The 15203-nt window shown below is 63.3% G+C and carries 14 protein-coding genes; 9 read left to right on the top strand and 5 right to left on the bottom strand.

What is annotated here, in order from left to right; all coding sequences use genetic code 11:
- Positions 1 to 14: 14 nt before the first annotated feature.
- Genes IEX85_RS17165 through IEX85_RS17155 form a run of 3 tightly spaced genes read left to right on the top strand, consistent with a single transcriptional unit; the run spans position 15 to position 3546 of the window.
- Positions 15 to 1355 carry a nucleobase:cation symporter-2 family protein gene (locus tag IEX85_RS17165; RefSeq protein WP_188861847.1) on the top strand — a complete coding sequence of 447 codons (1341 nt, stop codon included), beginning with the start codon at positions 15 to 17 and terminating at the stop codon, positions 1353 to 1355.
- 18 nt (positions 1356 to 1373) lie between these two features.
- Positions 1374 to 2759 carry an amidohydrolase family protein gene (locus tag IEX85_RS17160; RefSeq protein WP_188861846.1) on the top strand — a complete coding sequence of 462 codons (1386 nt, stop codon included), beginning with the start codon at positions 1374 to 1376 and terminating at the stop codon, positions 2757 to 2759.
- A gap of 55 nt (positions 2760 to 2814) precedes the next feature.
- Positions 2815 to 3546 (top strand): maleate cis-trans isomerase family protein, encoded by a 732-nt coding sequence (locus IEX85_RS17155; protein ID WP_188861845.1) that lies wholly within the window; start codon positions 2815 to 2817, stop codon positions 3544 to 3546.
- Between the two features lie 170 nt (positions 3547 to 3716).
- Here IEX85_RS17155 and IEX85_RS17150 read toward each other — a convergent pair whose 3' ends face one another.
- Positions 3717 to 4292, bottom strand: a complete 576-nt coding sequence (locus tag IEX85_RS17150; RefSeq protein ID WP_188861844.1) for a PA14 domain-containing protein — start codon at positions 4290 to 4292, stop codon at positions 3717 to 3719.
- Between the two features lie 170 nt (positions 4293 to 4462).
- On the opposite strand from IEX85_RS17150, the gene IEX85_RS17145 reads away from it, so the two are divergent.
- Positions 4463 to 5428 (top strand): 5'/3'-nucleotidase SurE, encoded by a 966-nt coding sequence (locus IEX85_RS17145; RefSeq protein ID WP_188861843.1) that lies wholly within the window; start codon positions 4463 to 4465, stop codon positions 5426 to 5428.
- A gap of 95 nt (positions 5429 to 5523) precedes the next feature.
- On the opposite strand, the gene IEX85_RS17140 is transcribed toward IEX85_RS17145, so the two are convergent.
- The 4 genes from IEX85_RS17140 to IEX85_RS17125 form a co-directional block, all read right to left on the bottom strand.
- Positions 5524 to 5877, bottom strand: a complete 354-nt coding sequence (locus IEX85_RS17140; RefSeq protein WP_188861842.1) for a hypothetical protein — start codon at positions 5875 to 5877, stop codon at positions 5524 to 5526.
- A gap of 48 nt (positions 5878 to 5925) precedes the next feature.
- Entirely contained in the window at positions 5926 to 6468 is a 543-nt protein-coding gene (locus IEX85_RS17135; protein WP_188861841.1) for a hypothetical protein, read from the bottom strand.
- A gap of 246 nt (positions 6469 to 6714) precedes the next feature.
- Positions 6715 to 7731 carry a substrate-binding domain-containing protein gene (locus tag IEX85_RS17130; protein WP_188861840.1) on the bottom strand — a complete coding sequence of 339 codons (1017 nt, stop codon included), beginning with the start codon at positions 7729 to 7731 and terminating at the stop codon, positions 6715 to 6717.
- 207 nt (positions 7732 to 7938) lie between these two features.
- Entirely contained in the window at positions 7939 to 8946 is a 1008-nt protein-coding gene (locus IEX85_RS17125) for a carbohydrate porin (protein ID WP_188861839.1), read from the bottom strand.
- Between the two features lie 540 nt (positions 8947 to 9486).
- Between IEX85_RS17125 and IEX85_RS17120 the strand changes: the two genes are divergently transcribed.
- The 5 genes from IEX85_RS17120 (at position 9487) to IEX85_RS17100 (ending at position 15195) form a co-directional block, all read left to right on the top strand.
- Positions 9487 to 10503: a LacI family DNA-binding transcriptional regulator gene (locus IEX85_RS17120; protein WP_229721981.1), complete on the top strand. Its 1017-nt coding sequence runs from the start codon at positions 9487 to 9489 to the stop codon at positions 10501 to 10503.
- Between the two features lie 210 nt (positions 10504 to 10713).
- The gene (locus IEX85_RS17115) at positions 10714 to 11904 is read left to right on the top strand and encodes an MFS transporter (RefSeq protein ID WP_188861838.1); all 1191 of its coding nucleotides are present in this window, start codon (positions 10714 to 10716) and stop codon (positions 11902 to 11904) included.
- Between the two features lie 107 nt (positions 11905 to 12011).
- The gene (locus IEX85_RS17110; protein ID WP_188861837.1) at positions 12012 to 12791 is read left to right on the top strand and encodes a ThuA domain-containing protein; all 780 of its coding nucleotides are present in this window, start codon (positions 12012 to 12014) and stop codon (positions 12789 to 12791) included.
- Positions 12791 to 13873 (top strand): Gfo/Idh/MocA family protein, encoded by a 1083-nt coding sequence (locus IEX85_RS17105; protein ID WP_188861836.1) that lies wholly within the window; start codon positions 12791 to 12793, stop codon positions 13871 to 13873. Before IEX85_RS17110 ends, IEX85_RS17105 begins: the two co-directional genes overlap by 1 nt.
- A 53-nt stretch (positions 13874 to 13926) precedes the next feature.
- On the top strand, positions 13927 to 15195 hold the full coding sequence (locus IEX85_RS17100; protein WP_188861835.1) for an ABC transporter substrate-binding protein: 1269 nt from the start codon (positions 13927 to 13929) through the stop codon (positions 15193 to 15195).
- The last annotated feature ends 8 nt before the right edge of the window (positions 15196 to 15203 follow it).

Here is a 15203-nt window from a genome sequence, read left to right as displayed (position 1 = left end):
GAGGAGAAATGACCATGACTTCAAACGTCCATCCCGTCGATGAAAAGCTGCCGCTGCGCCAGATGCTGACGCTCGGGCTTCAGCACATGGCGGTGTCCTACATCGGCGCCATCGCGGTGCCGCTGATCATCGCTTCGGCTTTGCAGATGTCCCAAGAGGATACGGTGGTGCTCATCAGTACCACGCTGTTCTGTTCCGGCATCGCCACCCTGCTGCAGACCGTCGGCTTTTGGAAGTTCGGTGTTCGCCTGCCCATTCTGCAGGGCGTGGCCTTCAGCAGCGTCGGCCCGGTGATCGCCATCGGCAGCAACCCCGAGGTGGGGTTCGCAGGCGTCTGCGGCGCCGTGATCGGCGCCGGCATCATTACCATGCTGGCAGCGCCCTTCGTCGGCCGATTGCGACGATACTTCCCGCCGGTCGTCACCGGCTGCATCGTCACGGTAATCGGACTGCAGCTGTTCCCGGTTGCCTACACTTGGGTGGGCGGCGGTCACGGCGCCGAGAATTTTGGCGCCCCGGTCTTTCTCTTCGTCTCGATTTCCGTCCTCGCGACCATTCTGCTGGTCAACCGTTACGGCAGCCCGCTGGTGCGCAACCTCTCGGTGCTGATCGGCATGCTGGTCGGCGCGGTGCTGGCCTGGTCGCTGGGCATGGGCGACTTCGCGCCGGTCGAGCAGGCGCCCTGGGTCACGGTCCCGATGCCCTTTCATTTCGGTCTGCCAACCTTCGCGATCATCCCGATCGCCACCATGACGGTGGTGATGATCGTGCAGATGGTGGAGTCGATGGGCCTGTTCCTGGCCATTGGCGATATCGTCGGCAAGAAGGTCGAGGAGAAAGAGGTCATCAACGGCCTGCGCGCCAACGGCCTGGCCAGTACCATCGCCGGCGGTTTTGCGGCCTTCCCGTTCATCGCGTTCATGGAGAACGTCGGCCTGGTGATCCTGACCGGCGTGCGCAGCCGCTGGGTCGTTGCCGTCAGCGGACTGATGATGTGCGCCGTGGCGCTGACGCCCAAAGCCGGCGCCATGATCGCCTCGGTCCCCAGCGCGGCACTTGGCGGCGCCGGCATCGCCATGTTCGGCGTGGTGGCGGTCGCCGGCATCCAGACGCTGGCCAAGGTCGACTACGAGCACAATCGCTATAACGTCCTCATCGTAGGCTTCACGCTTGCTGCGGCGCTGGTGCCGGTACTGTCACCGGCGCTGTTCGAGCAGCTGCCCGAATGGAGCCAGCCCTTCCTGCACAGCAGCGTGGTCATTGCCTGCCTGCTGTCGGTGCTGCTGAACGCCCTGCTCAACGGCATAGAGGCGCCACAAGCCAAGGCGCGTGAAACAGTTACCCAAAACATCTGATCGATCGAGATAGAAGCCATGAAACAACCACAGAATCTGCTGATCAAGAACCCGATCGCGGTAATGACCGGCCTGCGCGGAGCAGGCGCGCGCGCCGGTCGCGTGGACCTGCGCATCCGGGACGGCCGCATCGTCGAGATGGCGGCGGACCTTGCGCCGCAACCGGACGAGCGCGTCATCGACGCCTCCCGCCATGTGGTGTACCCCGGCGGCGTCAACAGCCACCATCACCTGTTCCAGAACCTGCTCAAGGCCGTGCCCGAGGGCATGAACCAGGACCTGCAGGGCTGGCTGGCCTCGGTACCGTACCCGCGGCTGGACCTGTTCACGCCGCAGCTGGTGCGGACCGCCGCGCGACTGGGCATGGCCGAGCTGCTGCTGTCCGGTGCCACCGCCTGCGCCGACCATCACTACCTCTACTTCGGCGGCGGCACCACCGAAACCGGCGATGCGCTGTTCGATATCGCCGGGGAGTTCGGCATGCGCTTCGCGCTGTGTCGCGGCGGCGCGCTGGAGTCGGCCAACGCACACCCCGGCTTCAGCAAAACGGCGCTGGCACCCGAAACCCTGGACGCCATGATCGGCGACATAGAGCGCCTCAAGGCCCGCTATCACCAGAGCGCATCCGACGCGATGCGCCGGGTCGTGGTCGCGCCGACGACGCCCACCTTCTCGCTGCCGCCAACGCTGCTCCGGGAGCTTGCGGCAGCGGCGCGGGGCCTCGGGCTGCGGTTGCATACGCACCTGTCGGAAACGCAGAACTACGTCGACTTCTGCCGCAGCAAGTACAACCTGCTGCCGGTGGAGTTCGTCGCCGAGCACGACTGGCTGGGGCCGGACGTCTGGTTTGCCCATATGGTGCATGTGCAGCCTTCCGAGATCCGTCTGCTGGCGCAGACCGGCACCGGGGTTTCCCACTGCCCGGTGAGCAACGCGCGGCTCGGCAGCGGCATCGCGCCGATACCGCAGATGGCTGCGGCCGGGGTACCGATCTCCATCGGGGTCGACGGCGTCGCCTCGAACGAGTCCGGCAGCATGACCGGCGAACTCAACACGGCCTGGCTGATCCACCGCGCCGCCGGTGGCGCTGCAGCGACGCTTGCCGAGGACGTCATCCACTGGGGCTCGGCCGGCGGCGCCCGGGTGCTGGGGCTCGACGATGTCGGCACCCTCGAGGTCGGCAAGGCCGCCGACCTGGTGCTGTACGAGCTCGATCACCCGCGCTTCTTCGGCTTCCACGACCCGGCCCTGGCCCCGGTCACCGCCGGCGAACCCGCACCGGTCAGCCACAGCATCGTCAACGGCCGCCTGGTGGTGGAGAACGGCCTTATTCCGGGTCTGGACCTGGAACAGCTGCACCGCGACGCAGCCGAGGGTGTCCGTCAGCTGATGGGCCGCACCTGAGCCGACATGACGGCGGCTCGATACCCGTGCCGCCTTAACTGAACAGGAGCTACACATGACCCCACGTACCCTGCTGGGCGTCCTCACGCCCTCGTCGAATACGGTGCTGGAGCCGCTGACGACGCTTATGCTGCACGAACTGCCCGACGTCAGCGCCCACTTCGGACGCCTTCGGGTCACCGAAATTTCACTGGAGCAAAGGGCGCTGGGCCAGTTCGACCGGGCGCCTTTCATGGATGCGGCGCGTCTGCTTGCGGACGCCCGGGTTCAGTCGATCGTCTGGAGCGGCACCTCGTCGGGCTGGCGGGGCTTCCAGGATGACGCTGAGCTGTGCGAGGCGATTAGCCGGGAAACCGGCATTGCGGCGTCCAGCTCGGTACTGGCGCTGAACGAAATCTTCGAAAAAACCCGGGTCAGGACGTTCGGCCTTGTCACGCCCTACCTCGACGAGGTGCAGGAAAAGATCGTCGACAACTACCGAGAGGCGGGCTACCGCTGCGTCGCGGAGCGCCACCTGGGCGACAGGGGCAACTTCTCCTTTTCGGAGTACGGCGAGGAGTCCATCGCCGAAATGGTACGCGCCGTGGCGTCGGAGCGGAAAGTAGACGCCATTGCCATATTCTGCACCAACCTGCGCGGTACCCGCGTTGCCGCCGAGCTCGAGCGGGAACTCGGTGTGCCGATCTACGACAGTATCGCGACCGGCGTCTGGAAAGGCATGCGGCTCGCCGGCGCCGATTCGTCACGACTGCACAGCTGGGGTTCGCTGTTCAGTCAGGTGCGGTAACTCGCCCCGCACCGCCGGCCGTACCCGATCCTCGGCCGGGTCGGCCGATTTGAGTCCCCTCACGCCTCGCACACTCTACATGCTGCGGGACGCGGCGGGACTCTTTTTTCGTTTGCATGGCGCTGCTGAGGCACCTCCGTCACGATGCCCAAACAGGCTGCTGCCCCGTGCTAGGAGCCGTGCGCAAGCGCGACGGCGGGCACCAGCGGCATGGTGCCCTCGGTGCCTGGCGGCTGCCAGTGGAACTTCAATGTCGAGGTGTTCTTGCGTTCGAAATAGCGGATCAGCAGCGGATACCAGCCGGGTTCGGTGACTTCGAGGTAGCCGTAGTCGGAGAACTGGTCCGAATGGACGTCCGGGTCCTCGAGGATCATGGCACCGTCGATCTCGAGCCGGACGCCATCGTTGGATTCGAAGGCGAAGGTATAGGAGCCGGCCTGTTCCAGGTGAATGAAGCCACTAATCCGCGCCATGACGCCGTCATGGTCCTGGCTCGTCAACACATTGCCGGTGCCGGTGCTGTAGTCGAGTTGCGGCAGCACAGGCCCGGGCTCGCACTGTTTGCGGTCTTCCTGGCGCACCATCTCGTCGATATGACGAATAAAGCCCCCGATATAGCAGACCTCCAGCCCCGGCTCGGGCGCCGCAAGCGCCACGGGGCCCTGCGCCAACACAGTGGACGCCATTACCGACATGGCCACCCCGATCATGGCTTCCCGGCTACCGCATTTGATCGATCTGTGCATTTTTCCCGCTCCACACTGAGAGATATGAAGAATAGTGGACCAGGGAACGCCCGCCCGCCAGCCCGGTCGCAGTGCCACGGCGGGCATAATGCCAAATATATAATTCATTATCCTGTAATAATCGAAACGGAGAATATGCGCCTCTACATTTTCTGTCTGGAGTATTCCAAGTGACCCCTTCCCGTCTCTCCTCGCTTCTTATCGCCGGTGCTGCCCTGTTTCCGCTGCAGTCCCACGCCCTGAATATCGTACTGTCCAACGATGACGGCTTCACCGTCAACGTCCAGGCAATGCAGACCGCCCTGGAAGCGGCCGGGCACGACGTCATTCTGAGCGTGCCCTGCTACAACCAGAGCGGCAAGGGTGCCTCGATCAATTTCCTGCAGCCGATCGGCCCGCTCGAGGGTGACTGTATCGGCAACGCCGCCCCGGCCGGCGCTCCCGGCGTCGGCGAGATCGCCGGCCTGAATAATGCTTTCTATGTCGCCGGCACCCCGGTCATGGCCCTGTTGTACGGCATCGATGTACAGGCACAGGCGCAGTGGGGACAGGCCCCGGATCTGGTCATTTCCGGCCCCAACGAAGGCCAGAACCTGGGCTCGATCACCATCTCCTCCGGCACCGTTTCCAACGCCCAGTACGCCCTGAGCCGCGGCATTCCGGCCATTGCCGTCAGTGCAGACGGCAATACGACCGACGACGAGATTCTCGCCGCAGAAGCCGCGGACCTGACCCTGAAACTGCTCGATACACTGGAGCAGCAATCCCGCGATGGCGAGCTTCTGCCCGAAGGGCTGGCGCTCAATGTCAACTTTCCAGCATTCGAAGCGGGCGAAAGCACGGCCCTGCCCTGGACCCTGACCCGTTTCGGCAACTTCGACAGCTATAAGGTCTACTTCGCCGAGAACCTCGGTGACGACCCGGTGGCATCGGCCTATGGCATCAGCTCCGACCTGCCCGGCATCAGCATCGCCCCGAACAGCATCGATGCCGCCGAGCCCGGCACCGACACCTCGAGCGAAGCCTACAAGGTGGCCGAAGGCCATGTCACCATCACCCCGATGGAGTTCGGCTACGAGACCGCCACCGGTAACGCCGCACCGACCCGTCGCCTGCTGAAGTCCCTGCTCGACTAGGTCTTCACAACCGACCGAGGGGCCTGATACCGCGCCCAGCGGTATCGGCCTTCACGGGCTGGCAGCGCATGGAGCCGGAGCCTCGATCAGGCTCCCTAGCGTTCCACGACCCAGCGGCAGCCGTCGCTCGGTTCAAACTCCTTCAACCGGACGTTGCCATCGGCACGAATGGTGAAGCCACAGGCTTGAGGTACCCCGTTCGGGGGGGTGTCATAGACCCGCAGGCTGAGCCCGCCCCAGGCAGTCCCGGTCCAGTTGCAGTTTTCCTGGCGCCAGTCACAGCAGGACATGGATTCCGGCGCCGCTTTCTTGCGGTACTGGATACCATGGTCGCCCACCTGGAAATACACCGTCTGACCGCTATCGTTGAAGATGCAGAAAGCCGATGCAGGCATGCCGATGCTTGCCAACAGCCCGCACAGGATCACACGACCCAACACTTTGCTCATCTCCCCGTTACCTCCGAATCAACCGGCACCCAGCAGGATTCATTGCCCTCAGTAGCCAAGGCGTTCCGAACAGTCATCGCACGCGCCGATTTTCAAAGGCTTGTAAAAGGCGACGCGGCTCGGCGTAAAGCTGTCGCTTTCGCTGGTGCGATACATGACCGGCACGCGGTATTCCAACCGGTACTCGTCCTCGCTGATCGCGTAGCTCTGACAGTCGTCATCGGAACGGAAGGTACAGTAGCGGAATTCGGTGGTCCGCTCCCGGACCAGGGCCACCTCTTCGTACGAGAGGCATTCCCGCCGGCTGTCGCTGACACTGCCGGTCACCGAGTACCGGGAACAGATGCGGGCCTGCCCGCCATAGAAATACTGTTTACCGTCGCGCCCCTGGAAAACGGAAACGTCATGGGCCTTTTTCAGGAACAGGCGGGCATCCGCGCCGGTACTGGCACGAACATAGAAGGGTATCACCGGGGTTTCCGGTTCGTAAAACCGGTTCTGGTACAGATCACCCCAGCCAGAATCAGGCCCGATACCGGCCTGAGCCCCGGCACTGAAAAGCAGCAGTGCTAAAGCGCTTGATTTGATCATGTCAGTGGCCTCCATATAAACCGCAGAGCCGCGGCCGGATGGTATTCCCTTACTAGAATAGCCACTCTTCAGGTCGTCGTCAGAACGCCAACCCGAATTCACGAAGAAATCTATAACCTATTGATTTTAAGTTACTTAAATAAAATACTTATTTTTCTTAAATTCTCTTAATAACTAAAATTCATCTTAAACACCAACCGTTTTAGGTAATAACGCTCAAACTGGCCCTGCCGTAACCGTATTAAGTCAGGGACAGCTTCTACCCGGCAATAATTTAGGCGTCAGAAGCTGATCCTGCAGCGGAATTTCACCGAACAGCATGCGTGCCGCCAGGCGGCCACGCTCTTCGGCCGGTGCCGGCACCAGGGTGGTCAGTTCCGGTTCACCCTGCGCCACCGCGTTACCGAAGCCGATAACGCGCAGATCATGCGGGACCTGCAACCCGCGCTCGGCAGCGACCTCCAGCGCGATGGCAGCGATGCGATCGTCCATGCACAGCAGCAGACGCGGACGCGGGTTGCAATCCAGCGCTTCGCTCACGGCCTGTCGTGCCACTGAGGGTGCCGTGCCGGGCAGGTGCCAGATCCGTTCCCGTGCCCGCCCGACACCGGCTTCCTGCAGACCGTCCAGGTAACCGCGCAGGCGTTGCTGCCAGCGATCGCCATCGCGCGCCAGCGCTTCGGCTTCCCGCACCCGGCAGACACGGTCGCTGTCGAGCAGGCCAAGTCCCAGGATGGCCGCTGAGCCGCCGGCCAGCTTCATGCCGTGTCGCGCCGCGAGCCGGCCACCGGCGTAGTGGTCGATACGAATCGAGGAGCAGCCCGGAACATTGCACTCCAGTGCCACGACGCTGGCCTCCGGCAACCGGTCCAGGCGGCGTCCACCGAAGCGCCAGTAGATCAGTCCATCGACGACGGGCAGCTGAGCCCCGGTGTTGCTGCCCGGCCCGGACAGCAACAGCAAGCTGTATTGCTGGCGGTCCAGTTCCTCGCTGAGCCCGCGGATCAGCGCCCCGGTCTCGGGATTGCCGAGGCTGTCGCCAAGGGCGCCTTCAAGCACAAGCCCCAGTACCGGACGCCGAGACTTCTGGCGTCCGCGCCTGGGGCCGCCATAGCCGCTGCGCCGGCACTCGTCCAGGATCCGCTCGCGCAGTTCGGCCGACAGCTGGTCGGGACGGTTGAAAGCATTGGAGATGGTGGCGGTCGACACCTCGAGCCGCTGCGCCATCGTCACGATGGTCATTTTCTTATTGTTGTCCTGCATGGCATTTACCCGCTGCGCGACGGCCATTGCAGGCCCGCCGCGCGGAACAAGAAAAGCGGCGGACCCGGGGGGCACGCCGCGAAATTCGTATGCTGAAGGGGTCCAACAACCGCGCGCACCGGCAGCGCCGCCCTTTCGGGGACAGGGCTGTAGCGTCCGAACCCGAAGCGGGTTCGAGGCCAGGATACCGGCGCAGCGGCTTCATGCTCAGAAGGTGTAGTTGAAACGCAGGCGGCCGCCGTAGGCCGAGTCGTCACCGCTGACATCGTTTGCCTGGGAACCGGACACCGCGAAGGTGACGCTGGCATTGTCGATATCGAACAGCGGCATGGTGTAGGCAGCGTAAAGGGTGGTACCGCTCGGATCGGACCCGACCTTGTAGTCGGTCTCGGAGTGGATCAGGCCGACACCGAAACGGCCGTAGACCAGGTTGGCGCCCAGGCTCAGGACTTCATCGAGGTTGTCATCTTCCGTCTTGTTATCGAGCCAGGCGGCGTTGAGGTTGATCAGCGCATCGCCGACACCGAAGCTGACCGAACCGCCCACGCCCTGCTGTTCGATTTCGCGTCCGGTGGTCAGATCGAGTTTCTTGTACTCGACGCCGAAACGGGCCGAGTAGCCGTCGCCGTTGTAGAACACCACCGGGCGCACGCCGGTCACCGCGTCTTCCTTGGTACCCTCGGCGTTGTCGTCGCCGAACAGGGTCGCCAGCTCGAAACCGAAGCCGCTGCTGCCGTTCAGGTGCAGCGCGATCTGCCCGCCACTGTCGCCGGCGCGGCCGCGGGCCAGGTTCGCCTCGTAGAACTGCACTTCATCGGGTGCGGCACGTACCAGCAGGGTGTCCTTGCCTTTCGGGAACAGGTCCATCGCCTCGAAACGGCCGAACTGCAGGTCCCAAAAGTCATCGCCGAACTGAATCCACATGTCGTCGGTATGGGTATCGGAATCCTTGGCCAGGATCAGCGTGCCCTTGCCCCGTACGAAGTGGCTTTCGCTGCGGATTTCGCCGCGCAGGTTGGCCTCGACGCGACCACCTTGTTGGAACTTCGTCGAGTCTTCACCGTAATCCACGGCATCGGTATCGATCTCGACGTTGGCATCGATACTGAAGGTCGAGTTGAGATCGGCGGCCTGGGCGGGAACGGCGGCGCAGGCCAGCAGTGCGAGGGAAGTACGGAGGGCGAGAGCGCCACGGGCAGAAGTGCGAGCTTTCATGGTGGGAACTACCGTTTTTGTTATGTTTAATTTTTATGTTTTACGTCACGAGCGCGTTACAACCTTTCACGCCTGGCAGCCTTATTCAGTAGTGACCGCTCAGAAACGTAAGCGTTTACGTAACTGATGCCAAGACTAATATCGTCCTCGTTCCCAATGCAACAGCCAGGCGCACTTAAATTTTTCTAAAAAAAATATTATCTTTATTTTTCTTATAATTATGCGATTAAAATGCATTTTGAATGCAGCATAAACGAGCAGGAATTCACGCCTACCGGAGTGATGCGGCGCCCTGGAAGCGCCGCGATCGAAGCGGAGGCAGCAGTGAAGATGTCAAAGGTCGAGAAGTTACCCTTTGGGAAGGAATTACCCTTGACGTTATACGATGGTCGGGCCGCGCTACCCAGTAGCGGACACAGGCGGTATGATCATTTGCACACAATCGGCCACCCGCACAACAAACAATGCGGCATGCAGCGCTTCCCCAAATCGAAGGAAGGCCCCGTTCCGCACTCTACCCACCGAAGGACCGTACCCGTTATGCCCAGCCGCCCGTCCCGTAAAATGGCAGCCGCAAGCGATGCGCAGGTGCCCAGCAAAAGCGCCACCATTCATGAAATCGCCGAAGCGGCTGGCGTTTCGATCGCCTCGGTGAGCCGGGCGCTGAACGGCAAGCCGGGTATCAGTGAAAAGCTGCGCGCGCATATCCTGGAGATCAGTGAACGTATCCAGTACCAGCCGAGCGCGGCGGCACGGCAGTTGATCAGCGGCAAGAACGCCGTGGTCGGCATCTCGATGGAACGCCACAGCTTCGAGCTGCGGCCATACTACAACCTGTTGTACCGTAACCTGACCCTGGAACTGCACAAGCGCGGCATGGTGCCGGTGACGATCAGCTACGAGGATACGTCGAACCTCTATCTGCAGGCCGGTAGCGCCATACTGCTCGGGCGGGAGCCCGGTGACTACCGCCCGCAGCGGCTCTCGGAACAGGGCATCCCCTACATCCGCATCGACCAGCCCGACCCGGGCTTCAGCATCGGCACCGACGGCGTCGACGGCGTCTACCAGGCCACTCGCCATCTCATCGCCCAGGGCCGCCAGCATTTTGCCTACGCCGGCGAGGAATTGAGCCACCCGCTGGAACCCATCTTCCGCGTCAACGGCTTCCGCCGCGCGCTGAAGGAGGCAGGGCTCGCCACGGTTTGCGAGATCCCGGTGCCGTTCTCCTACAACCCGACGCTGAATGCCTACCGCCATATGCGCCGGATGCTGCAAACCGATGGTCTGCAGTTCGATGCCCTGATCTGCGAGACCGACGAGCATGCCCTCGGCTGCATCGCCGCCTTCGAGGACGCGGGCATCAAGGTCCCGGATCAGGTCGCCGTTACCGGCTTCGATGACCTGCCCTTGCTGGCCGCGCACCTGACCACGGTACGCCAGGATATTCCGCAACTGGCGGCCGAGGCCGTGAAACTGCTGGGCGAGGCCATTGCCGGCGCGCCACCGCGACAGGTACTGATGCCGGTCGAGCTGATCCTTCGCGATACGGCCTGACACCGCGCCGGGGCCCCAGCCTCCTCGATCGATGCAAGGGCCCTGGCCTTCTCTTCGCCGCAACTCGATACCTGCACCAGTCCCAAGCGTAACAACACCCCCTTCCCGCACACGTCCGTAAACGTTTACTATCATCCCAATACGACCTCCCCGCGGCGAGGTCCGCATCGCTCCAATTGCTCTCCAACGCCTATCGCGAGGACCCGCTCCATGTCCGGCTCACAGCATTCGCTGCCCTACTGGCGGCTCTCTGGATTTTACTTCGTCTGGGCCGTGGTGATCGGCGCCCTGCTCCCCTACTGGTCGCTGTACCTCAAGCATCTCGGCTACGACGAACGCGCCATTGGCCTGCTGTCCGCGACCCTCGCCGCGACCCAGGTGGTCGCGCCCTTTCTCTGGGGTTACCTGGCGGATCGCTGCGGTCGCCGGGCCAGCCTGATCCGGGCAGGGCTGTGGCTGGCCCTGTTCTGCTTCGGCGGGGTCTACTTCGAGGGCGGCGGCGCCTGGCTGGCACTGGTACTGTTCGGATTCGGCAGCTTCTGGAACGCCATGGCGCCCCAGCTCGAGGCCCTGACCCTGGGACACCTAAGGCACCAGCCCGACCGCTACAGCCTGATCCGGCTCTGGGGCTCGATCGGTTTCATCGCCAGCGTTCTGCTGCTGGGCGGTCTGCTCGACCACACCGGGCCTGCGATACTGCCCGCCTATATCCTTGTCGGGCTGGGCCTGACCCTGCTGGCCAGCTACAGCGTCAACGACCCGGCCACCGATGTGCCCCCCGCACAGAGACTTCCACTGATGACGGTACTGAAGCGACCGCCGGTACTGACCTTCTTCGTCACCGGCCTGCTGATGCACGCCTCGCACGGTCCCTACAACACCTTCTACAGCCTGTACCTGCGCGAACACGATTACAGCGGCCTTAGCATCGGCCTGCTCTGGTCGCTGGGCACCGCTGCCGAAGTCGGCATCTTCCTGCTGATGCACCGCTGCCTCGCCCGTTTCGAGCTGCGCAGGCTGCTGCTGTTCAGCCTGCTGGCCGCCGCGATGCGCTGGAGCCTGATCGGCGCTTTTGCCGACCAGTTGGCGGTGCTGATCTTCGCCCAGTGCCTGCACGCCGCAACCTTCGGCTGCTTCCATGCCGCCGCCATCGAGTCCATTCGCCGGCACTTCCAGCCCAGTCTCGCCGGCCAGGGCCAGGCGCTCTATTACTGCGTCTGCGTCGGTATCGGGACCTCCGTCGGCGCACTCTACAGCGGACTGCTGTGGCCCCTCGCAGGACCCGTCGGAACCTTCGTCGCCGCGTCGTTGCTGGCCCTCGCCGGCGCCTGGCTGTTCCGCCCGCAGCACCGTTCCGCGCGCGCTGACGCAGGCTGCGGCGAGGTGCCGGATCTGCATTAAAATATTTCATACGTAAACGTTTACTCTTTTTACGTAAACGCTTAACATCGAGTTCGATGGTAATTGCTGACGCGGCTACGCAACCAATAACAACAAGGAGTTTTCAAATGACCATTCGCGCCACTGTCTGGGGTGAAAACGTTCATGAGCAGAGCAACGAAATCGTCGCCCGGATCTATCCCGACGGCATGCACAACTGCATCGCCGCCGCCCTCAACGAGGATCCGTCGATCGAGGCGATCTCCGTCACCCTGCAGGACCCGGAGCATGGTCTGACCGAAGAGGTGCTCGAGAATACCGATGTGCTGCTTTGGTGGGGGCATGCCGCCCACGGCCAGGTCAGCGACGAGATCGTCGACCGTGTGCAACAGCGCGTGCTCGAGGGCATGGGCCTGCTGGTACTGCACTCCGGCCACTACTCCAAGATCTTCAAACGCCTGATGGGCACCACCTGTTCGCTGAAATGGCGCGAAGCCGGCGAGCGCGAGCGCCTCTGGGTCGTCAACCCGGGCCATCCGATCGTGCAGGGCGTCGGCGACTACATCGAACTGCCCCATACCGAGATGTACGGCGAGCCCTTCGCGGTACCGAACCCCGACGAAGTCATCTTCATCAGCGCCTTCGAGGGCGGCGAGGTATTTCGCTCCGGCCTCGTCTACCGCCGCGGCAACGGCAAGATTTTCTACTTCCGCCCGGGCCACGAGACCTATCCCATCTACTACGATGAAAAGGTCCGCCGTGTGCTGAAGAACGCCGTCCAGTGGGCGCAGCCCGAAGGCTCCCGCTGGATCGACAGCTGCCCCAACGTACCCGCCGACCAGGCACCCGACCCGGTCGAGATCAAGGGCGAAAGCCTGCACAAGCCCGGCGAAGAGGGGTTCAAGTGATGATCCGTCTCGGACTCATTGGCGCCGGCGCGATGGGCGCCCATCATGCAAAGCAGTTCCAGGCGATTGCCGGCTGCGAACTGGTTGCGGTCTGCGACATCGACGCCGGACGCGCCGCTGCTTTCGCTGCCGAGCATGACATCGAAGGCGTCTACTCCGACATCGGCCGCATGCTGGCCGGGGCCGATATCGACGCGGTAACCGTGGTCACGCCGGACAAGTTTCACAAGGATGCATCGCTGGCGGCCATCGCCGCCGGCAAGCACATCCTCTGTGAAAAGCCGCTGGCCACCAACGAAGCCGACGCCAGCGAAATGGCGGCCGCCGCCAACCGGGCCGGCGTCATCAACATGATCAACCTGAGCTACCGCGACTGCTCGGCCCTGCAGCATGCCCGCGAACTGATCGCAGCGGGCCGCATCGGCCGCGTGATGCACGTCGAGGCCAGCTACCTGCAGAGCTGGCTCACCAGCAACCTCTGGGGCGACTGGCGAACCGATCCGCAGTGGCTCTGGCGCCTGTCCAGCGAGCACGGCAGCAAGGGCGTGCTCGGCGATGTCGGCATCCATATCCTCGATTTCGCCAGCTACCCGGTCGGCGAAATCAGCGCGATCAACTGCCGCCTGAAGTGCTTCGACAAGGCCGAGGGCAACCGCATCGGCGACTATCCGCTGGACGCCAACGACAGCGCGCTGATTCGGATGGAGTTCGCCAACGGCGCACTCGGCTCCGTGCATACCAGCCGCTGGGCGACCGGCCACCGCAACTCGCTGCGGCTGCGTATCTTTGGCGACCGTGGCGCTGTAACAATCGACATCGACCTGCACGACGGCTGGGAGACACTGAGCCTCTGCGAGGGCGACAACGTCGACCCGGCCCGGTGGGTGAAGGTCGAGGCCGCGTCCACGCCAACGATATACCAGCGCTTCATACGCAGCATAGAGACCGGCGTGAACGACCAGCCCGACTTTCATCACGGCGCCCGGCTGCAACGGGTGCTCGACTGCTGTTTCGTGTCCGACCGGGAGGACCGCACCCTGTCGCTGGATACACCCGCGCCGGCGCTGGCCGCATCGGCCTGAGCGCGCGAGCAACACCTATAAGAAATTCACATAACAACAATGAGACAAAAACGATGAACAAGACTGCCAAGACACTTTTCGCCACCACCGCCCTGAGTGCCGCCCTTGGCGCCGCCGGACTGGCCCAGGCCGCCACCCTCAACATCCCCTGCTCCACCGGGTCCGGTTTCGCCTCCTGCGAACAAACCGCTCAGGAGTGGGCCGAGTCCCGCGGCCACAGTGTCAATATCGTCACCGTCCCTTTCTCCTCCAGCGAAAAACTGGCGTTGTACCAGCAGATTCTGGGCAGCCAGTCCGCGGACCTCGACGTGCTCGACGTCGACGTCGTCTGGCCCGGCATCCTCGGCGCCCACCTGGCCGACCTGGGCCCCTATACCAACGGCGCCGAAAACGACCACTTCGCGTCGGTGATCGCCAACAACCAGTACAACGGTAAGCTGGTCGCCATTCCCCAGTACACCGACGCACCGGTGCTCTACTATCGCAAGGATCTGCTGGAGAAGTACAACGAACCGGTACCGACCACCTGGCAGCAGATGACCGAAACCGCCGAGCGCATTCAGAAAGCCGAACGCGACGCCGGCCATGACCGGATGTGGGGCTTCGTGTTCCAGGCCAAGGCCTACGAAGGGCTGACCTGCGATGCCCTGGAATGGATCGATTCCTTCGGCGGCGGCACCATCATCGACGCCGACGGCAAGATCACCGTCAACAACCCGCAAAGCGCCGCGGCGCTCGACCTGGCAGGCAGCTGGGTCGGCAACATCACCCCGCAGGGCGTGCTGAACTACGATGAGGAAGGCGCCCGCCGCGTTTTCCAGGGCGGCGATGCCGTCTTCATGCGCAACTGGCCCTACGCCTGGGCGCTGGGTAACGGCGAGGACAGCCCGGTCAAGGGCAAGATCGGCATCACGCCGCTGCCGATGGGTCCGGACGGCAAGCACAGCGCCACCCTGGGCGGCTGGCAGATGGCGGTATCGAAGTATTCCGAGAATATCGAGGTCGCGGCCGACTATGTGCTTTACGTGAGCAGCAAGGACGCGCAGAAGCGCGGCGCCATCGTCGACGGCCGGTTGCCCACCATCCCTGCACTGTACGAGGATCCCGAGGTCCTCGAAGCCAACCCCTACTTTGCCAATATGCGCGCAGTGCTCGAAAACAGCGTCGCCCGCCCCTCCAGCGTCACCGGCGAGAAATACAACCAGGTCTCCAACGAGTTCTGGAACGCGGCCCACCGGGTACTTTCCGGCAAGTCCAGCGGCGCCGACTCTCTGAGCCAGCTCGAAAGCAAACTCAAGCGCATTCGCGGCCGCCGCTGGTAAGCGTCGTC

Origin of the sequence: Marinobacterium nitratireducens (genome assembly GCF_014645375.1) — a bacterium.
Classification (GTDB): domain Bacteria; phylum Pseudomonadota; class Gammaproteobacteria; order Pseudomonadales; family Balneatricaceae; genus Marinobacterium_A; species Marinobacterium_A nitratireducens.
This window is presented reverse-complemented; position numbering and strand designations above follow the sequence as displayed.